Annotated in this window: 17 protein-coding genes and 1 pseudogene; 5 read left to right on the top strand and 13 right to left on the bottom strand. The window is 63.3% G+C overall.

What is annotated here, in order from left to right:
* Positions 1-55 precede the first annotated feature (55 nt).
* Positions 56-982, top strand: coding sequence for a carbon-nitrogen hydrolase family protein (locus tag C8K66_RS27870; RefSeq protein ID WP_026140204.1), 927 nt, complete (start codon positions 56-58; stop codon positions 980-982).
* Between the two features lie 138 nt (positions 983-1,120).
* Here C8K66_RS27870 and C8K66_RS27875 read toward each other — a convergent pair.
* The 3 genes and pseudogenes from C8K66_RS27875 to C8K66_RS27885 form a co-directional block, all read right to left on the bottom strand.
* Positions 1,121-1,351, bottom strand: a pseudogene (locus C8K66_RS27875) (GNAT family N-acetyltransferase); the annotation flags it as partial.
* Between the two features lie 6 nt (positions 1,352-1,357).
* Entirely contained in the window at positions 1,358-1,819 is a 462-nt protein-coding gene (locus C8K66_RS27880) for an LEA type 2 family protein (RefSeq protein ID WP_017848402.1), read from the bottom strand.
* Positions 1,820-1,831: 12 nt separating this feature from the next.
* The gene (locus tag C8K66_RS27885; RefSeq protein ID WP_046383168.1) at positions 1,832-3,259 is read right to left on the bottom strand and encodes a nucleobase:cation symporter-2 family protein; all 1,428 of its coding nucleotides are present in this window, start codon (positions 3,257-3,259) and stop codon (positions 1,832-1,834) included.
* Positions 3,260-3,493: 234 nt separating this feature from the next.
* On the opposite strand from C8K66_RS27885, the gene C8K66_RS27890 reads away from it, so the two are divergent.
* The gene (locus C8K66_RS27890; RefSeq protein ID WP_057005238.1) at positions 3,494-5,119 is read left to right on the top strand and encodes a methyl-accepting chemotaxis protein; all 1,626 of its coding nucleotides are present in this window, start codon (positions 3,494-3,496) and stop codon (positions 5,117-5,119) included.
* Positions 5,120-5,255: 136 nt separating this feature from the next.
* Here C8K66_RS27890 and C8K66_RS27895 read toward each other — a convergent pair whose 3' ends face one another.
* From C8K66_RS27895 to C8K66_RS27940, 10 genes are all read right to left on the bottom strand, one after another.
* Positions 5,256-6,233, bottom strand: coding sequence for an NAD(P)-dependent oxidoreductase (locus C8K66_RS27895; RefSeq protein ID WP_108526588.1), 978 nt, complete (start codon positions 6,231-6,233; stop codon positions 5,256-5,258).
* On the bottom strand, positions 6,233-7,528 hold the full coding sequence (locus tag C8K66_RS27900) for an MFS transporter (protein ID WP_108526590.1): 1,296 nt from the start codon (positions 7,526-7,528) through the stop codon (positions 6,233-6,235). Before C8K66_RS27900 ends, C8K66_RS27895 begins: the two co-directional genes overlap by 1 nt.
* A 45-nt stretch (positions 7,529-7,573) precedes the next feature.
* Entirely contained in the window at positions 7,574-8,515 is a 942-nt protein-coding gene (locus C8K66_RS27905; RefSeq protein ID WP_046383172.1) for a sugar kinase, read from the bottom strand.
* Positions 8,508-9,290 carry a sugar phosphate isomerase/epimerase gene (locus tag C8K66_RS27910; RefSeq protein ID WP_057005239.1) on the bottom strand — a complete coding sequence of 261 codons (783 nt, stop codon included), beginning with the start codon at positions 9,288-9,290 and terminating at the stop codon, positions 8,508-8,510. The genes C8K66_RS27905 and C8K66_RS27910 overlap by 8 nt, the downstream gene beginning before the upstream one ends.
* Before the next feature lie 76 nt (positions 9,291-9,366).
* Positions 9,367-10,383 carry a LacI family DNA-binding transcriptional regulator gene (locus tag C8K66_RS27915; RefSeq protein ID WP_108526620.1) on the bottom strand — a complete coding sequence of 339 codons (1,017 nt, stop codon included), beginning with the start codon at positions 10,381-10,383 and terminating at the stop codon, positions 9,367-9,369.
* Positions 10,384-10,492: 109 nt separating this feature from the next.
* Positions 10,493-11,092, bottom strand: coding sequence for a LysE family translocator (locus C8K66_RS27920; RefSeq protein ID WP_108526592.1), 600 nt, complete (start codon positions 11,090-11,092; stop codon positions 10,493-10,495).
* Positions 11,093-11,146: 54 nt separating this feature from the next.
* Complete coding sequence (locus tag C8K66_RS27925) at positions 11,147-11,986, bottom strand: AraC family transcriptional regulator (RefSeq protein WP_108526594.1); 840 nt, start codon at positions 11,984-11,986, stop codon at positions 11,147-11,149.
* A gap of 75 nt (positions 11,987-12,061) precedes the next feature.
* The gene (locus tag C8K66_RS27930) at positions 12,062-12,703 is read right to left on the bottom strand and encodes a DUF1345 domain-containing protein (RefSeq protein ID WP_057005243.1); all 642 of its coding nucleotides are present in this window, start codon (positions 12,701-12,703) and stop codon (positions 12,062-12,064) included.
* A gap of 52 nt (positions 12,704-12,755) precedes the next feature.
* The gene (locus C8K66_RS27935; RefSeq protein WP_057005244.1) at positions 12,756-15,845 is read right to left on the bottom strand and encodes an efflux RND transporter permease subunit; all 3,090 of its coding nucleotides are present in this window, start codon (positions 15,843-15,845) and stop codon (positions 12,756-12,758) included.
* A 12-nt stretch (positions 15,846-15,857) separates the two neighbouring features.
* Positions 15,858-17,015 (bottom strand): efflux RND transporter periplasmic adaptor subunit, encoded by a 1,158-nt coding sequence (locus tag C8K66_RS27940; RefSeq protein WP_046383181.1) that lies wholly within the window; start codon positions 17,013-17,015, stop codon positions 15,858-15,860.
* 225 nt (positions 17,016-17,240) lie between these two features.
* Here C8K66_RS27940 and C8K66_RS27945 point away from each other — a divergent pair, with 225 nt between their 5' ends.
* Genes C8K66_RS27945 through C8K66_RS27955 form a run of 3 tightly spaced genes read left to right on the top strand, consistent with a single transcriptional unit; the run spans position 17,241 to position 20,079 of the window.
* Positions 17,241-17,942 carry a response regulator transcription factor gene (locus tag C8K66_RS27945; RefSeq protein WP_017848415.1) on the top strand — a complete coding sequence of 234 codons (702 nt, stop codon included), beginning with the start codon at positions 17,241-17,243 and terminating at the stop codon, positions 17,940-17,942.
* Between the two features lie 3 nt (positions 17,943-17,945).
* The gene (locus tag C8K66_RS27950; RefSeq protein ID WP_046383182.1) at positions 17,946-19,250 is read left to right on the top strand and encodes an ATP-binding protein; all 1,305 of its coding nucleotides are present in this window, start codon (positions 17,946-17,948) and stop codon (positions 19,248-19,250) included.
* A 58-nt stretch (positions 19,251-19,308) separates the two neighbouring features.
* Positions 19,309-20,079, top strand: coding sequence for a class I SAM-dependent methyltransferase (locus C8K66_RS27955; protein WP_108526596.1), 771 nt, complete (start codon positions 19,309-19,311; stop codon positions 20,077-20,079).
* Positions 20,080-20,125: the final 46 nt, after the last annotated feature.

Consider the following 20,125-nt stretch of genomic DNA (forward strand, 5'->3'; position numbering starts at 1 on the left):
CATGATCCGGGCTGGCTGGAGAATGGGCAACCCCTCATTGTTCGGAGTGATCCTGATGCCTGTTTCTATTGTGGCCGCCTTGCAAATCGGTTCCTTGCCCGGCGGCAAGGCCGACACCCTGGCGCAAATCCTGGCCTATGAAGAGCCGATCCTGCGCAGTGGCGCGCAATTGGTGGTGATGCCCGAGGCGCTGCTGGGCGGTTATCCCAAAGGCGAAGGCTTCGGCACGCAACTCGGTTATCGCCTGCCCGAAGGTCGCGAAGCCTTTGCGCGATATTTTGCCAACGCCATCGACGTGCCCGGCGCCGAAACCGAAGCGTTGGCCGGTTTGTCGGCGCGCACCGGTGCCAGCCTGGTCCTGGGCGTGATCGAGCGCAGCGCCAGCACCTTGTATTGCACCATGCTGTACTTCGAGCCGGCGCACGGCCTGGTGGCCAAGCACCGCAAGCTGATGCCCACCGGCACCGAGCGGCTGATCTGGGGCAAGGGCGATGGGTCCACACTGCCGGTGATCGACGCGGCGGTCGGGCGCATCGGCGGCGCGGTGTGCTGGGAAAACATGATGCCCCTGCTGCGAACGGCGATGTACGCCAAGGGCGTGCAGGTGTGGTGTGCGCCCACGGTGGATGAGCGCGAGATGTGGCAGGTGAGCATGCGCCACATTGCCCACGAGAGCCGCTGTTTTGTGGTCAGTGCGTGCCAGGTGCAGGCATCGCCCGCGGCGCTGGGCGTTGAGGTTGCCAACTGGCCTTCAGATCGTCCGTTGATTGCAGGCGGCAGTGTGATTGTCGGCCCCATGGGCGACATCCTGGCTGGGCCGCTGCTGGGTGAAGCCGGGCTCTTGAGCGCGCAGATCAATACCGACGATCTGGTGCGCGCACGGTATGACTATGACGTGGTGGGGCATTACGCCCGGCCGGATGTTTTCGAGCTGGTGGTCGATGAGCGGGCCAAGCCGGGCGTGCGCTACATCACGGACTGAGCGCGGTAAAACCGGTGGGAGTCAGCCTACTCCCACCGGTTGATATCTATCGCTTGAAAGAGCGGCGATCCAGCCACTCTTCACGGGTCATTTCCCAGATGTCCCGTGGAAAAATGCCCTCGACAAACTCACCTTCGTCGGCGCGCTTTGCAGGCGGATCGCCCAATGCCATTCCTCGCCCCGGGCCATGGCGGGCAACGCGATGTGTTCCAGGTAGTGACGCGCGCCGTCAGCCGGGTAGGGCCACGGCACCAGGGTATTGAGATAACGCACCACTTCCCAATGGGGGAACTGTTGCTGGATGCCCTCGGCATCGTCGAGCGTCAGCGGGCGCAGAATCAGGCGTTGGGTGACCAAGGTCGGTTGCATGGGGGGTTACCAAGTGGCGGTATTCGGCAGGTCCAGTGTTCCACGATCGACAAACCGCATGGTGCCGAACAGCCCACCGGCCAATTTGCCGCGCAATACGTAGGGCAGGTTGTTCAAACTCTGGGTCTGGCTCAGGCCGAGGGTTTGCCGCAACACGGAAAACGCTGAAACGCTGACCGGCACCATCAGAACCGTCTCGGAAAAGCGTGGGATGCTTCCGCGCTGATCACTCACCCCCGACGCCAGCGGCCGGCCATTGACCTCCAGGTCCAGGGCCACGCCGTTGTAGTCGATTGCCGTTTCATTGGGGTTCTGCACCCGCAGCTTCACGGCGAAGCGCACTTCCAGGTCCTGGCTTTGCAGCGGCTCGATGCCCACCACGTTGATAGTGACCGGGTCGCGATTGGGGAACAGGGCGCAAGCGCTCAAGGTCAGCAGCAGTATCGATAGAACCATGAGCTTACGCATACGAAGGTGCTCCTAGTGCGTGACGTCCGGGTCTTGCATCACTTTGAGGGTTGAGGACTCCGGATCAAATTCATCTTCTTCCAGTTCTAAGAACTCTTCCGGCAGGAAAATGTTCAGCAGGATTGCACAGAACGCGCCTACGGTGATCGGCGATTCGAAGATGTTGTGCAGCGCCTTGGGCAGGTCGCGCAACACTTCCGGCACGGCGGCGACACCCAGGCCCATGCCCAGGGAGATCGCCACGATCAGCATATTGCGGCGGTGCAGGCCGGCTTCGGCGAGGATCTTGATCCCCGCCACGGCGACGGTGCCGAACATGATCAGCGTCGCGCCGCCCAATACCGGCTTGGGCATCAGTTGCAGCACCGCGCCGATCATCGGGAACAGCCCCAGCAGCACCAGCAGGCCGGCAATGAAGTACGCCACATAACGGCTGGCTACGCCGGTGAGTTGGATCACGCCGTTGTTCTGGGCGAACGTTACCATCGGCAGGCTGTTGAAGGTCGCGGCCATCGCCGAGTTGAGGCCGTCCGCCAGCAGGCCGGACTTGATGCGCTTGATGTACAGCGGGCCCTTGACCGGCTGTTGGGAAATCATCGAGTTGGCCGTCAGATCACCGGCGGCCTCCAGGGGCGAAATCAGGAAGATCACCGCCACCGGGATAAACGCCACCCAGTCGAACGAGAAGCCATACTTGAACGGCACCGGCACGCTGATCAACGGCACCTGGGGCAAGGCCGCCATATCCACACGGCCCAGCCACCAGGCCACGATGAAGCCCAGGGTCAGGCCGATCACGATCGAACCCAGGCGCAGGAACGGGTTGTTGAAGCGGTTGAGTACCACGATGGTGAGCAGCACCAGCGCGGCCAGCCCCATATTGCTCGCGGCGCCGAGGTTGTCGGCGCCGAAGCCGCCGGCCATGTCGGTGACTGCCACCTTGATCAGCGACAAGCCCATCAGGGTGATGATGGTGCCGGTCACCACCGGGGTGATCAGCTTGCGCAACTTGCCGATGAACTGGCTGAGCACGACTTCGATAAACGCCGCGAAAAAACAGATGCCGAAGATCGTCGAGAGAATCTCATCGGTGCCGCCACCCCGGGCCTTGACCATGAACCCGGCACTGAGAATCACGCTGATAAACGAAAAACTGGTGCCCTGCAGGCACAACAACCCCGAACCGATCGGGCCGAACGTGCGCGCCTGCACAAAAGTGCCGAGCCCCGACACGAACAAGGCCATGCTCACCAGGTACGGCACCTCGCTTTCCAGGCCCAGCACGCCGCCGACGATCAGCGTAGGGGTGATGATGCCGACAAAACTCGCCAACACATGCTGCAAGGCGGCAAACATTGCGGCAGAGAAGTGCGGACGGTCTTCCAGGCCATAGATCAGGTCGGATTTATAGCGCGGGCGCGGGGCTTGAGCGTCAGACAAAGTGCGGGCTCTGGACAGAAAATGGAGGCGCAGAATGCCAGAAACCGCTGATCGTCAGAAGTGTAAAAAAATATTTATGGAGGCCCTGCGAAAACCGCTGGGCCTGCCGATATCTTTTATAGGCCCACCCAACAATGACAACAAGTGGTGACCAAGGTCAGAGCAGCGTGTTGACGCCAGCTGATCAATCCGCTGCAGGGATGCGCGCAGACACTCCTTCTTGAGAATACCTCTATGTCTCTTCGTCATCTGAATATTGCCCCTCGAGCGTCTCTCGGTTTCGCATTCATTGCGTTGTTGGTGGTTGTATTGGGAGTGTTTGCAGTCAACCGCATGACGCTGATCCGTCAGGCGTCGGTGGATATGAGCAGCAACCAACTGCCCAGCGTGGCCTACTTGGGCAGCCTCACGGAAAACGTGTTGCGCATGCGTATCTTGTCGTTTCGCGTGCTGGTCAACCGTGAACCGGCCGCGTTGCAAGAGGCGCAAACGCGCATCGCCGCACTGATCGACAAGGTCAGAGCCGCCCAGGCCGGTTACTCAGCGTTACCTTCCGTGCCTGAGGAAGCGGCCCTGTACAAGACGTTTGTCGGCACCTTGGACAACTACCTGACGGCCCAGGCCGAGATGCTGGCCCTGTCCCAGCAAAACAAGGTCGATGAGATGCGCGACTTGATCAATACCCGGATCAAGAACGGCACCGATCAGATGGGCGAGCAGTTGAACAAGCTGATCGCCCTCAACTCCGCTGGCGCCAAGCAGGCCAACGAGCAGGCCGGACGCAGCTATGACAGCGCGATCAGCGGGATCGTCGTGGTGGCCGTGGCCGCCGCCTTGCTCACGGTACTGTTGGCCTGGTTGCTGACCCGCAGCATCGTCACGCCGCTGCGCAAAGCCGTGGAAGTGGCGCAAACCATTGCCGGCGGCGACTTGAGCAAAGTCATTGAAGACGATGGCAAGGATGAACCGGCGCGTTTGATCAGTGCGTTGTCGGCCATGCAAACCAACTTGCGCCAGACCATCCAGCACATCGCCGGTTCGGCCACGCAATTGGCCTCGGCGGCGGAAGAGTTGAGCGCCGTCACCGAAGAAGCCTCCAAAGGCTTGCAGCAACAAAACAACGAAATCGACCAGGCCGCCACGGCCGTCAATGAGATGACCGCTGCCGTGGAAGAGGTGGCGCGGAACGCCGTGTCCACCTCCGAAGCCTCCACGCAGTCCAACCAGGCCGCACGGGAAGGCCGCGACCGGGTGGTTGAGACCGTCGGCGCGATCCAGACCATGACCCAGGATGTGCAAAACACCTCGTTGCTGATCGAAGGTCTGGCCACTCAGGGGCGCGACATCGGCAAGGTCCTCGACGTGATCCGGGCGATTGCCGAGCAGACCAACCTGCTGGCGCTCAACGCGGCGATCGAAGCCGCCCGTGCCGGTGAAGCCGGGCGCGGCTTCGCGGTGGTGGCCGACGAGGTGCGGGCCCTGGCCCATCGCACCGCGCAGTCGACCCAGGAAATCGAGAAAATGGTCGCCGGTATCCAGAACGGCACCGGTGAAGCCGTGCAATCCATGCAACAGAGCAACCAGCGCACCCATAACACCCTGGAAATGGCCCGCGCGGCCGGCGTGGCATTGGAGCAGATCACCCAGTCGATCAGCCTGATCAACGAGCGCAACCTGGTGATCGCCAGCGCCTCGGAAGAACAGGCCCAGGTGTCCCGTGAAGTAGACCGCAACCTGGTCAACATCCGGGACCTGGCGACCCAGTCGGCGGCGGGCGCCAACCAGACCAGCGCGGCCAGCCATGAGCTGTCGCGCCTGGCGGTGGATTTGAATGCGATGGTGGCCAGGTTCGTTATCTGAGCCACTTTGCAGTGCAATCCCAATGTGGGAGGGAGCTTGCTCCCGATAGCAATGGGTCAGTCAACTCATCTACTGACTGATCCAGCGCCATCGGGAGCAAGCTCCCTCCCACATTTGCTCTGTGTGGTGTCAGAAGCTATTGCATCCAGGCGCTTGGATTTACCAGGTTTTTCGGCTTCTGACCGGCGAGCGCCGCGAGCAGATTATCCACCGCGCACTCGGCCATCGCTTCCCGCGTCTCATGGGTCGCCGAGCCGATATGCGGCGTGGCCACCACATTGTTCAAGCGCAGCAACGGCGAGTCGTGGGGCAGCGGCTCGCGCTCGAACACATCCAGCCCCGCCGCGCGAATCGTGCGCTGCTGCAAGGCCTCGACCAGCGCGGCTTCATCCACCACCTTGCCGCGGGAGATATTGATAAAGATCGTCTCCGGGCCCATCAGGGCGAATTCTTGCGCGCCGATCAACCGCTCGGTTTCGGCGGTGAGCGGCAGTGTCAGGCAGACGAAGTCCGCTTGTTGCAGCAAGTCGTTCAGGCGGCGGTACTGCGCGCCGAACCGTTCTTCCACCTGTGGCTTGGGCGAGTGACTGTGGTAGAGCACCGGCATGCCGAAGCCGAAATGCCCGCGCTGGGCCAGCGCTTCACCAATGCGGCCCATGCCGATGATGCCCAGGGTCTTGCCATGCACGTCGCTGCCGAAATGCGCCGGGCCGATGTTCTTGTGCCACTGGCCGGCACGCACCATATCGGCCAGTTCGACCACCCGGCGTGCGGTGGCGAGGATCAGCGCGAAGCCGGTGTCGGCGGTGGTTTCGGTCAGCACATCGGGCGTGTTGCTGAGCAGGATGCCGCGCCGGGTCAGGTACTCGATGTCGTAGTTGTCGACGCCGACGGACACGCTGGCCACCGCCTCCAGTTGCGGTGCCAGGTCCAGCAACGCGGCGTCCAGGCGCAGGCTCGCGCCCAGCAACCCCTGGGCGCCGGGGAGGGCGTCGCGCAGTTTGGCCAGGCCGGGCGGGTCGAGCGCGTCGATCAGCGTGACCTCGGCGTGCTCATGCAGCCGGGCCATCAGCGGCGCGGAGAGTTTTTTGTACAGAACGACAGACTTTTTCATCAGGTCTTCACCTTTAATTCGAGGGACTGCAACGGCGCGCGCTCGCGGTCGCTGGCGCCGGGCTTGAGGAACATCGTCAGCACCACCGAGACCATCAACGCGCCGCTCATCAACAGGTAAGAGGCGCCGGGGGAACCGGTGCTGCTATTGAGGTAACCCACCAGGTACGAACCGCCGAACGAACCGAGCGCGCCCATGCTGTTGATCAACGCCATGGCGCCGCCGGCGACGTTGGCCGGCAGGATCTCCGGGACAATCGCGAAAAACGGTCCATAGGGCGCGTACATGCACGCGCCGGCAATCACCAGCAGGGTGTAGGACCACCAGAAATGTTCGGCGCCGAGCACGTAGGACGCATAGAAAGCGATAGAGGCGATCAACAACGGCGGCCACACAAACCGCTTACGTTTTTGCAGCTTGTCCGAACCCCACGACACCACCAGCATGCCGATCACCGCCGCGAGGTACGGCAGCGCCGACAACCAGCCGGCCTCGACCATGTCCATCTGCAAGCCGGCCTTGAGGATCGACGGCAGCCACAGCACAAAGCCGTACACGCCGATGCTCCAGCAGAAGAACTGCAGCGCAAGGATGATCACCTTGGGCGAGCGAAACGCTTCGGCGTAGTTCTTCACCGCTTTGATCCCCACCTGTTCGGCGGCGAGGGCGGTTTCCAGCTGGTGCTTTTCGCTGTCGCTCAACCACTGGGCATCCTTGGGCCGCTCATCGGCCAGGCGCCACCAGATAAATGCCCACAGCACCGCCGGCAGGCCTTCGACGATGAACATCCAACGCCAGCTGAAATGCTGCACCAGGTAGCCGGACACCACCGACATCCACAGCATGGTCAACGGGTTGCCGAGGATCAGGAACGTATTGGCCCGCGAGCGTTCGGCACGGGTGAACCAGTGGCACAGGTACACCAGCATCGCCGGCATCACCGCCGCTTCGACCACGCCGAGCATGAAGCGAATGGCGACCAGCATGTAGGCGTTGGACACCACGCCGGTCAGGGTGGCCAGGCCGCCCCAGAGGATCAGGCTGACGAAAATCAACTTCTTCACGCTACGCTTTTGCGCGTAGATCGCGCCCGGCACCTGGAAGAAAAAGTAACCGAGGAAGAACAGTGCGCCGAGCAGGGACGACATGCCGGGTGTGATCATCAGGTCTTCAGCCATGCCGCTGGCGGCGGCGAAACCGTAGTTGGCGCGGTCCAGGTACGCCAGGCTGTAGGTGATAAAGACGATGGGCATGATGTACCACCAACGGCGGGTGGCGAGTTTCAAGGTATCCATGGGGTTGCTCCTGAGCTTGTTGTAGTTGTGGCAACAGGGAGTGGGTCAAGCAACGGATCGGGTCGGCAGCTCCGTGCGTGTGGGTAAGCCTTCCATATCGCCGCGGCTCTGCACGGCACGGCTGCCGATCCAGTTGCCGCGGTGTACCGCCTCGGGGAAGCTGAGGTTTTCCAGCAGGGCGCTGATCATGCCGACGGCAAAGCCATCACCGGCGCCGACGGTGTCGACCACTTTGTCCACGCTCACGGCGGCGACAAAGCCTTGGTCCAGTTGGGTGCGGTAATACGCGCCGTCCGGGCCGAGCTTGATGGCCACGGCTTCGGCGCCCTGGTCCAGGTAAAACGCGGCGATGTCCGCCGGGTCGTCGAAACCGGTAAGCAGGCGACCTTCGCTCAAGCCCGGCAAGACCCAATCGGCCAAGCCTGCGAGGGCGTTGATCTCGCGGATCATCTGCTGCTGGCTGGGCCACAGCGCCGGGCGCAGGTTCGGGTCGAACGACACGCTGCGCCCGGCCTTGCGCATTTGCGTCATCAGCTCGCGGGACAACTCGCCGGTGGCCTTGGACAAGGCCGGCGGGATGCCGGTGGCGTGCAGGTGGCGCGCCTGCAGCAGCGCCGGGCTGATGGCTGCGATGGATAAGTGACTGGCCGCCGAGCCCTTGCGGAAGTACTCGACCTGGGGATCATCGCCGGCTTCTTCGCGGGACTTGAGCTGAAAACCGGTGGGGTGCAGCGGGTCGACCGCCACGTGCCGGCAATCCAGGCCTTGTTGCTTGAGCGTGTCGAGCACAAAGCGGCCCAGGGAGTCGTTGCCCACCCGGCTCAGCCAGGCGACGTTGAAGCCCAGGCGCGACAGGCCGATGGCGACATTGCTGTCGGCCCCGGCGATGCGTTTGTGGAAGTGGCCCACCTGGGCCAGGTCGCCGCTCTGTTCGGCGACAAACATCGCCATGGTTTCGCCGAACGACAGGATATCGATCTCAGACATGGGCGTACTCCGCACGGGGTTGGCCAAGCAGGGCGAGGGTGGCGACCTGCTGGGCGGTGACTTCGACCAAGTCGTCGCCTTGCAGCGGGAATTCCACCGCCCGGGTAATACCTTGAGTCATGTGGCCCAGCAGTTGTTCCCACAGATGCAGGTCGGTGGCGCCGGGCGGCAGTGCCACCAGCTTGCCGTCCGCGCGACGCGCCACGGCCTTGCAGTGCAGGTAGTCGACATGCCGGCCGAGCAGGCGCGCGGCGGTGAGCGCGGACTGGTCCTGCCAGTGCCAGTTACCGATATCGAACGTCATCTTCACCGGCAGGCCAAGGCGCTCGACTTCGCTGAAGAAACGTTGCAGCGGTTCGATGCGGCCGCCATGCAGGGTCTGGTCGTTTTCCACCAGCAACTTGACCGGGTGGCGGTTGAGCAGGGCGTGCAGGCTGTGCAGGTCGTTGGTGTCGGTGAAGTAGCCGAGGGAGACTTTCAGCCAGCGCGCACCAAAGGCCTGGGCGCGATCAAGGGTGGCGGCGAGCTCGGCATTCGGTTGGGCGCGGCCGGCGACCCACAGTTCCAGCGGCGAAGAGAACACGCACTCCAGGCCTTGTTCGGCCGCCGCCCGGGCCAGTTGTGCCGGTTGTTCAATGGTCAGCAGCTCTTCGCGCCACTCGATGCGCCGGGCACCGGCCGCCGCCAGCAGGGCGACAAAACTCAATTGGCCCTGCTGGCGGACGAGGTCGGCGCCGTAGCTGGAAAGGCTGATGGAGACGGGGTATTCATGCATGATTGTGTACCTCTGAAACCGGTTTCATTTTTATGCGCAACCTATTGAATTGACGCCCGCGAGGGCTCGACAGCGGCTACGAGGTGGGTTGGGTGGAACCGCGAACGATCAGTTCGGGCAGGAAATCCAGGGTGCGGGCCGGCGCCGTATCGCCGCGCAGGCGCTTGAGCAGGCAGTCGAAGGCACTGGCGCCAATCGCCTGCGTCGGTTGGGCGAGGGCGGTGATGCCGGTGCCCACCAGCGGGTACCAGTCCAGGTCATCCAGGGCGATCAGGCCGACGTCCGCGAACAGGTCGCACTCCAGCGCCTTGAGCGCGCGGGTGCAAGCGAGGGCGGCGATGCCGTTGGCGCAGAACACGGCTTTGGCGCCGGGCTTGGCCAGAAAGGCGCGCAGGCGCTTTTCCAGCGCGCCGTCCAGTTCCAGCACCGTGCCGCTCAACGCCGGGCGGCGGGCAATCTCGGCGGTGAAACTGTCAAGGCGCTCCAGGCGCGAACTGGTGCCATCGGTGGCCTCGCTGACCAGCACTATCTCGCGGTAGCCCTGTTGCTCAAGGTGTTCCAGCGCCATGCGTACCGCGGCCGGGTTATCCAAACCCACCAGGTCGCTGCGCAACGGTGCGACCTTGCGGTCCACCAGCACCAGGGGCATTTCCCGTTGCAGTTCCAGCAGTTGTTCGAGGTGGTGGCCGAGGGTGTTCACGATCAGCCCTTCGATGTTGTACGAGCGTAGCGCCGCCAGGTGCTGGCGTTCCTGCTCGTCATCGCGGTCGGTGTTGCACACCACCAGGCTGTAGCCGTGCTGGCGGCAGGCAGTTTCGACACCGTGCATCACGGCGATGGAATAGGGGTTGCGGATATCGGCCACCAGCATACCGATCAGGCGCGTGCGCCCGCGTTTCAAGCCACGGGCCATCTGGTTGGGGCGGTAGCCGAGTTCGGCGATGGCGTGCTCGATGCGCAGGGCGATGGCATCGGAGAGCAGGGCGCGATCGTCGCCGATGAAGCGCGACACGCTGGCTTTGGACACGCCGGCGCGCTGGGCGACGTCGAGCATGGTCACGCGGCTGCGCTGGGCGGCAGAGAAACTGTTCACGGTCATCGACCTTCTATTTTTATTGGAATGACTGAAACCGGTTTCAGGAAACCACTAAAGTACGAAAGCCGTCAAGAAGTTGTAGGACAAAGCCAGATAGCCGGTGTGTTCAGGCCAGCACACTTAACCAAGCCGCCGCCAACAGCAGCAAGGCCATACCGCGGTTGAAACGCTGCATGGCGCTGCTCGAACGCAACACCCGTGCGGATCCGGCACCCAACAGCGCCCAGGTGCCCAGGCAGGGGATCGATATCAGGAAAAACGCCAGGGAGAGGTACACCACCTGGTTTTGGCGCTCCGCACCATTGCCGGTAAAAACGCTGACTACGGCCAGTGCCATCATCCAGCTTTTCGGGTTGATCAATTGCAGGCTGGCGGCGCCGATCGGGCTCAGGGGTTTTTGGCGTGTATCCGCTTCGATGGCCCGGGTGGGGGCGCTGAAAATCTGCCAGGCCAGGTAATTCAGCCAGGCAATGCCGATCCATTGCATGGCGGTTTGTACCTTGGGTAGCTGCACCAAGGACCGGCCAAACCCCGAGCCCACCACCAGCACGAGCAGCGCCGCGCCGGCGCAGGCGCCCAGGATGATTGGCAGCGTGGCCCTGAAACCGAAACGGGCGCTGTTGCTCAGTACCAGGATATTGGTCGGGCCGGGGGTAATTGAGGCGACGAAGGCAAACAGCATGAAAGGCAACAGCGTGGACAGCATGGGGGACGACTCCGATAGACCCATTGATGGCGTCGATCTTCACAAGCCCGCGTATCACCTGTCTGGAAGATTTGAGCAGCGCTTGCGGTAGGCGGCGGGCGTCAGGCCATAGGCGCGCACGAACCAGCGGCCCAGGTGGCTCTGATCGGCAAAACCCAGGGCGATCGCCACATCGGCCGGTTGTTCACCTTTGGCCAGCAAGTGCCGCGCGCGGGCCAGGCGCAGTTGCACCAGATAAGCATGGGGCGGCAGGCCAAACGCGCTCTTGAACGCGCGGGTCAGGCGGAAGCGGTCGACGCCGCAGGCCAGCGCCAGGGCATCCATGCCTACATCGTGATGCAGGTGGGCATGCAGGTATTCCCGGGCTTTGTGGGCGACCAGCGGCAGGCGTGGGTCGTCACGGTAACGGCTGCGCCAGTGGAGCTGGCCGGTGAGGCGTTCGAGCAACTGGTCCATGGCCCGTTGTCGCACGATGCGCAACTCGCCGCTGTGCAGGGTGCGAAAGGCTTGGCTGGTGGCGAGGGCCAGGCGCGGGTCGTTGGTCAAGGTCGCGGCAAAACTCAGCTGGCTGTTGACGGGAGCCTCTTCGAAGACCGCGCTCACTTCCCGCGTCAACCACTGCGGGTCGAGGTAGAGCATGTGGTAGGTAAAACCGTCGGCCGTGGGCGCGTCGCCGTCATGCAACTCGCCGGGTTCCACCAGGAACACCTGGCCGGGCACGCTGTTGTGGCGCGTGCGGCGGCAGTTGAATTGCTGCACGCCTTGTTCGGTCACGCCGATCAGGTAGCTGTCGTGCCAATGGGGATCGTAGGCATGGCCTTCGAAATGCGCGCGCAGGGTCTCGATGCCGGTGTCGGCGTCCTGGGACAGATCGATCCAATTGTGCGCGGCCATCACAACACCGAGGCGGAATAGACGATGTTATCTAGCGCCCATCGAGTCGTGGGCGTCTAGAAGGTTTGTGCGGCGTCAACTGAACAGTCCCGCGGCAATATTGATCGAGAACCCAAGGATCGCTGTGTTGAACAGAAACCCGATCAGCGATTGCCCCAGCACCACCTTGCGCATGGTGCGGGTGGCAACGCCCACGTCTGCTGTTTGCACGGCGACGCCGATGGTGAAGGAAAAGTACAGGAAGTCCCAATAGTTGGGGGTCAACAACCCCTCGGCAAAGCGCAGCGCCGGCTCTTTGCCGGCCCAGGTGTAATAGAGCCGGGCGTAGTGAACGCTGAAGATCACCCCGATCAACAACCATGAGCCGATGACCGTCAGGCCGGTAAAACCGTAGTGCAACAGCCGCTCGGCGGTGCTCAGGTCCTTGCTGCCGACCAGTTCGAAGGTGATGGTGGCCAGGCTGGCGATGGCTGCGATGCACACCGTGAACAGCACCAGGCCGGCGTTCTCATCCTCGATCTCGGCGATGCGTTTGACGTCTTCGGCCTTGGCGCGGATGGTCAGCCACAGCATCAGCACCAGGTAGATCCAGACGCCGGCATTCCAGCCGATCAGGATTTTGCTCACGAGTGTATCGGCGGGTACCAGGATGCCAACGGCAAGGCCCAGGACGGCGGCGCAAGAGAGGCGAGGGTGGGTGCGGGCGAGGAAGGGCATGGGTGCTCACAACAAGGGCGGTTGTGAGCACCATAGCGCATTTTTGCGCGGGTTATGGACGCTTGCGCACCAGCTTCATGACGACCACAAAGAACACCGGCACAAACACTACCGCCAGCGTCGCAGTGATCATCCCGCCGATCACCCCCGTACCGATCGCTTGCTGGCTCGCCGAACTGGCGCCGGTGGCAATCGCCAGGGGCACCACGCCGAGGATGAACGCCAGCGAGGTCATGATGATCGGCCGCAAGCGCAGCCGCGCGGCCTTCAAGGTTGCGTCGAGCAAGTCTTCGCCCTGCTCGTACAGGTCCTTGGCGAACTCGATGATCAGGATCGCGTTCTTCGCCGACAGGCCGATGATGGTGATCAGCCCGACCTTGAAGAACACATCGTTGGGCATGCCGCGCAAGGTCACGGCCAACACCGCGCCGAGCACGCCCAGCGGCACCACCAGCAGCACCGACGTCGGGATCGACCAGCTTTCATACAGGGCGGCCAGGCACAGGAACACGATCAGCAGCGACAGGCCCAGCAACAGCGGCGCCTGGGAGCCGGACAGGCGTTCCTGCAACGACAGGCCGGTCCATTCCTGGCCCAGGCCCGCCGGCAGTTGGTTGACCAGGCGCTGGATTTCTTCCATCGCCTCGCCCGTGCTGTGCCCCGGTGCCGCTTCACCGGAAATGGCGATGGCCGGGTAGCCGTTGTAACGGGTCAACTGCGTCGGTCCCTGAGTCCACTTGGCTGCGACGAACGCCGACAGCGGCACCATCTCGCCGGCCTTGTTGCGCACGTTGATCTTCAACAGATCCGCGACCTGGCTGCGTTGGTCGCCTTCGGCCTGCACCACCACGCGCTGCATGCGCCCCTGGTTGGGGAAGTCATTGATGTAGGCCGAACCGATGGCCGACGACAGTACATTGCCCACATCGGCGAAGGACACGCCCAGCGCGTTGGCCTGCTTGCGGTCGACCTGCAACTGCACTTGCGGCGCTTCGGCCAGGGCGCTTTCACGCACGTTGGCCAGGATCGGGCTTTTTCCCGCAGCGTCCAACAGTTCGGTACGCGCCGCCATCAACGCCGCGTGGCCGACGCCGCCACGGTCCTGCAGGCGGAACTCGAAACCGCTGCTGGTGCCGAGGCCGTCCACCGGTGGGGGCAGGATCGCATAGGCAATCGCGTCCTTCAGTTCAGTGAACGCCATGTTGGCGCGGTCGGCAATCGCGGCGGCCGAATCGTCGCTGCTGCGTTGCGACCAATCCTTGAGCGTGGTGAACGCCAGCGCCGCGTTCTGCCCGGAGCCGGAGAAACTGAAGCCCATGATCATGGTGGTGTCGCCAACCCCGGGCTCTTCGGCGTTGTGCGCTTCGATCTGTTCGGCCACCTGCACCGTGCGGTTCTTGCTCGCGCCCGGCGGCAACTGGATATCGATGATGGTGTAACCCTGGTCTTCCACCGGCAGGAACGAGGAGGGCAGGCGACTGAACATCAGCCCCAGGCCCACCAGCAGCACCAGGTAGATCAACAGGTAACGGCCGCTGCGCTTGAGGGCATACGCCACCCAGCCTTCGTAGCGGTCGGTGAGCCGTTCGAAACGCCGGTTGAACCAGCCGAAGAACCCGCCCTTGGCGTGGTGCTCATCCTTGGCGATCGGCTTGAGCAGGGTCGCGCAAAGTGCCGGGGTCAAGGTCAGGGCGAGGAACGCCGAGAACAGGATTGAGGTGGCCATCGACAGCGAAAACTGCTGGTAGATCACCCCCACCGAGCCTGGCATGAATGCCATCGGCAGAAACACCGCCACCAACACCAACGTAATGCCGATGATGGCCCCGGTGATCTGGCCCATGGCCTTGCGCGTGGCCTCTTTGGGCGACAGGCCCTCGCTGACCATGATCCGCTCGACGTTCTCCACCACCACGATCGCATCGTCCACCAGGATACCGATGGCCAGCACCATGCCGAACATGGTCAGCACGTTGATCGAGAACCCGAGCAACAGCATGGTGGCGAAGGTGCCCATCAACGCAATCGGCACCACCAGGGTCGGGATCAGCGTGTAGCGCACGTTCTGCAGGAACAGGAACATCACCGCGAACACCAGCGCCATCGCTTCGAGCAGGGTGTAGACCACCTTGGTGATCGAGACTTTGACGAACGGCGAGGTGTCATACGGGATCTTGTATTCGACATTGGCCGGGAAGTAGCGCGACAGCTCATCCATCTTCGCCCGCACCCGGTTCGCGGTGCTCAGCGCATTGGCGCCCGGCGACAGTTGCACACTGACGGCGGTGGACGGCTTGCCGTTCAGGCGTGTGGAAAACTGGTATTCCTGGCTGCCGACTTCCACCCGCGCCACATCGCCGATACGCACGGTGGAACCGTCGGGGTTGGCCTTGAGCACGATGTCGGCGAATTCGGCCGGCGTGGACAACTGGCCCTTGACCAGGATCGCCGCGGTGATTTCCTGGGTCTTGGTGCCCGGCAAGTCGCCGATGCTGCCGGCGGAAACCTGGGCGTTCTGCGCGCTGATCGCGGCATTCACGTCGGCCGGGGTCAGGTTGAAACCGATCAGCTTCTGCGGGTCGATCCACACCCGCATGGCCCGCTCGGCGCCATACAGCTGGGCCTTGCCCACCCCGTCGAGGCGCTTGAGTTCGTTCATCACGTTGCGCGCCAGGTAGTCGCTGAGCGCCACGTCATCGAGCTTGCCGTCGCTGGAGGTCAGGGTCACCAGCAGCAGGAAGCCGGCGGAGACTTTCTCCACCTGTAAACCCTGCTGGGTCACCGCCTGGGGCAAGCGCGATTCCACGGCCTTGAGGCGGTTCTGCACATCGACCTGGGCCATCTCCGGGTTGGTGCCCGGCTGGAAAGTCGCGGTGATGGTGGCCGAGCCGAGGCTGCTCTGGGATTCGAAATACAGCAGGTGATCGGCGCCATTGAGCTCTTGCTCGATCAGGCTGACCACGCTTTCATCCAGGGTCTGCGCCGAAGCGCCGGGGTACACCGCGTGGATTTCGACTTTCGGCGGCGCGACGTTGGGGTACTGGGCCACCGGCAACTGCGGGATGGCGAGCGCGCCGGCCAGCAGGATAAACAGGGCGACCACCCAGGCGAAGATCGGGCGGTCAATAAAGAACTGCGGCATGGTCAAAGATCCTTATTGGCCGGAAGCCTGGGCGGGCGGTGGCGGGCTGTCATCCACTTGAACTTTTTCACCGGGACGCGCGTGTTGCACGCCCTCGACGACGATGCGGTCACCGGCCTTGAGCCCGGCGCTGACGACCCAGCGGTCATCGATCACCGCGCCCAATTCCACCGGTTGCAAACTCACGGTTTGTTCGGCGTCCAACAACAGCACCATCGGGATGCCGGCGCTGTCGCGGGTGATCGCGCGTTGCGGCACGCTGATGCCTTGGCGGTCGACCGCCTGTTCCAGGCGCACGCGCACGAAACTGCCGGGCAGCAGGTCGAGGTCCGGGTTGGGGAACTCGCTGCGCAGGATGATCTGCCCGGTGCCGGGGTCGACGCTGATCTCGGCGAAGAGCAATTTGCCCGGCAGCGGATACAGGCTGCCGTCGTCCTGGATCAGCGTGGCCTTGGCCTGGTCCTGGCCGACTTGTTTCAGGCTGCCGGCGCGGAAGGCGCGGCGCAGCTCGTTCAACTCACGGGTGGACTGGGTCAGGTCGGCGTGGATCGGGTCCAATTGCTGGATGATCGCCAGCGGCGTGGCCTCGTTCTGGCCGACCAGCGCGCCTTCGGTCACCAGCGCACGCCCGATGCGCCCGGAAATCGGCGCGGTGACGGTGGCGTAGCCCAGGTTCAGTTTGGCCCGTTCGACGGCGGCCTTGTTCGCGGCGACTTCGGCGTTGGTCTGGCGCAGGGCGGCGCGGGCGTTGTCGTAGTCCTGGCCGCTGATGGCGTTGCCTTCGACCAACTGGCTGTAGCGCTGTTCTTGCAGGCGCGCCTGGAACGCATTGGCCTCGGCCTTGCTCAGGTTGGCCTGAGCGCTGTCCAGATCGGCCTTGAACGGTGCCGGGTCGATGCGAAACAGTACGTCGCCCTGTTTCACGTCATGGCCTTCCTTGAACACCCGCTGCATCACCACCCCGGCGACCCGCGCGCGCACTTCGGCAATGCGCGGCGCGGCAATGCGCCCGCTCAGTTCACTGCTGATGGACAGGGGTTTGGCCTCGAGGGTTTCGATGCGGACGGTGGCCAGGGGCATTTCCGGTGCTTCGGCGGACGACTCGTCACACGCACTCAGGGCGAGTGTCAGGGCCAGCAAGCAAAACGGCGCAAACAGATTCTTCGACATGCTCTTATCCCAATATTGACTGGTGCATCCTAATGTCGCCGGCACTGCGCTGCTGTGAAGCTGTGTAGGTCGTCTGTGAAGAAATGTAAGGTGCAGCCCACGTTCGGCCGCGGGCGTATATCCTTGCACAACCTTGCAAACACTGAAGATCAAATGTGGCAGGGCGCAAGTCCCCTCCCACATGGGATTTGTGTAAGACCCATAACTGCATTATTTGGAAACACCATGCCCAACATCCTCCTGGTCGAAGACGACGCCGCGCTCTCCGAGCTGATTGCCAGCTACCTGGAGCGCAATGGCTACCACGTCAGCGTGCTCAGCCGGGGCGACCATGTTCGCGAACGCGCGCGGCTCAACCCGCCAGACCTGGTGATCCTCGACCTGATGCTGCCCGGCCTCGACGGCCTGCAGGTGTGCCGTTTGCTGCGCGCCGATTCGGCGGGCCTGCCGATCCTGATGCTGACCGCCCGCGATGACAGCCACGACCAGGTGCTGGGCCTGGAAATGGGCGCCGACGACTACGTCACCAAACCCTGCGAGCCCCGCGTGCTGCTGGCCCGGGTCCGCACGCTGTTGCGCCGCAGCAGCTTGTCCGAACCGCAGGTGGCCAACGACCAGATCGTCATCGGCAACCTGTGCATCGACCTGTCGGAACGCACCGCGACCTGGCGCGAGCAGGCGGTGGAGTTGTCCAGCGGCGAATACAACCTGCTGGTGGTGCTGGCGCGGCATGCCGGTGAAGTGCTCAGCCGCGATCAGATCCTGCAACGCCTGCGCGGGATCGAGTTCAACGGCACCGACCGCTCGGTGGACGTGGCCATCTCCAAGCTGCGCCGCAAGTTCGACGACCACGCCGGGGAAGCGCGCAAGATCAAGACGGTGTGGGGCAAAGGCTATCTGTTCAGCCGATCAGAGTGGGAATGCTGAGTCATGTTTCGTGTGCTGCTGCGTCTCTATCTGATCACGATCGTCACCTACAGCGCGGCGATCTTCCTGATTCCCAAGCTGGTGATCCAGGTGTTCGAGCACCGCTACGTGGACTACAACGTCGAACAGTCCCGCGGCCTGCAGAAACTCATCGTCAAGCAATACCAGCGGGCGCCGGTGGAGCGCTGGTCCCAGGTCACCGAACAACTGGGCCGTGACTTCGCGCCGCTCAAGGTCGAACTGCTGTTGCACCAGGACGCGCGCTACACCCCCGAAGAAGAGCAGCTGCTGGCCCAAGGCAAGCCGGTGATCCGCCTGGGCGAGTGGGGGTGGATGGCCGAGGTCAGCTCACCGATCAACCCGCAGTTTGCGGTCAAGCTGACGATCCCGCCGGACTCGCTGGACATGAACCTGCTGTACTGGTCGATGAACGTACTGATCGGTGCCGCGCTGCTCGCCTGCCTGCTGGTATGGCTGCGCCCGCACTGGCGCGACCTGGAGCGCCTGAAAAGCACTGCCACGCAGTTGGGCAAGGGGAATTTTGGCGAACGCACGCGCATTCCGCCAAGTTCCAATATCGGCAGCCTGGCGACGGTGTTCGACACCATGGCCGACGATATCGAACACCTGTTGAACCAGCAGCGTGACTTGCTCAACGCGGTCTCCCACGAACTGCGCACCCCCCTGACGCGCCTGGACTTCGGCCTGGCCCTGGCGTTGTCCGAAGACCTGCCCCAGGCCAGCCGCGAGCGCCTGCAAAGCTTGGTGGCGCATATCCGTGAGCTGGATGAGCTGGTGCTGGAGTTGCTCTCCTATAGCCGCCTGCAAAACCCTGCGCAGCTGCCGGAGCGGGTCGAGGTGGTGCTCGACGAGTTTGTCGACAGCGTGCTGGGCAGCGTCGACGACGAACTGGAGCACCCTGAGATTGTGATCGACGTGGCGCTCGACTGCAGTGTCGAGCGCTTCAGCCTCGACCCGCGCCTGACCGCCCGCGCCCTGCAAAACCTGCTGCGCAATGCCACGCGCTACTGCGACAAACGCATCCAGGTGGGGGTCAAGGTATGTCCCACGGGCTGCGAAATCTGCGTGGACGATGATGGCATCGGTATTCCGCCGGACCAGCGCGAACGTATCTTCGAGCCGTTCTATCGCCTGGACCGCAGCCGCGACCGCTCCACCGGCGGGTTTGGCCTGGGCCTGGCGATCAGCCGACGCGCCCTCGAAGCCCAGGGCGGCACCCTGACCGCGCAGGCTTCACCGCTCGGCGGTGCGCGGTTTCGTGTGTGGTTGCCGAGTGTGACGGATTAGAAAAACCGGGTGGGAAGGCGCACACTGTGTCCCCGCTTTACCCGAGGAGAGATTGGCAATGACCGGTGTTCACACGTCTGCGCAACAGGGTTTTTCGACCCAGGCCGTCACTTACGCCCAGGGCCGACCGAACTATCCGCGGCAACTCACGGGCTGGCTGGCTGACGTACTGCGCATCGACGCGCAGTCGACGGTGATCGACCTGGGCGCCGGCACCGGCAAGTTCACGCGCCTGCTGAACGCCCTGGCGCCGACGCTGATTGCCGTCGAACCCGTGCAGGCGATGGCTGCGCAATTGGCCAGGTTGTTGCCGGATGTGCGCTTGGTCAACGGCACCGCTGAATCCATCCCCCTGGCGTCCGCCTGCGCCGATGCGCTGGTCTGCGCCCAGTCCTTCCACTGGTTCTCCACCCAGGCCGCGTTGGCCGAAATTCACCGCGTGCTCAAGCCCGACGGGCGTCTGGGGCTGGTGTGGAATGTGCGGGATGAATCGGTGGACTGGGTGGCAGCGATCACCGCGATCATCACGCCTTACGAGGGCGATACGCCGCGCTTTCACAGCGGAAAATGGCGCGAGGCGTTCACCGGCGAGTATTTTTCCGCCCCCGAGATGACCTGTTTTCCCTACAACCACGTCGGCAGTCCGCAGGAAGTGATCATGGATCGCTTCCTCTCCGTCAGCTTTATCGCGGTACTGCCCGCCGCTGAAAAAGCCGAGGTCACCGCGCAATTACGCAACCTGATCGCCACTCACCCGGCGTTGAAAGGCCGCGATACCGTGGCCTTTCCCTATCAGACCCAGGCCTACGTTTGCCAACGACTGACGTAAAAGGCATAAAGTCAGATCATATTGATATAAGTGGTTATAAGAAAAA

Source organism: Pseudomonas sp. GV105 (assembly GCF_003058185.1).
Classification (GTDB): Bacteria; Pseudomonadota; Gammaproteobacteria; order Pseudomonadales; family Pseudomonadaceae; genus Aquipseudomonas; species Aquipseudomonas veronii.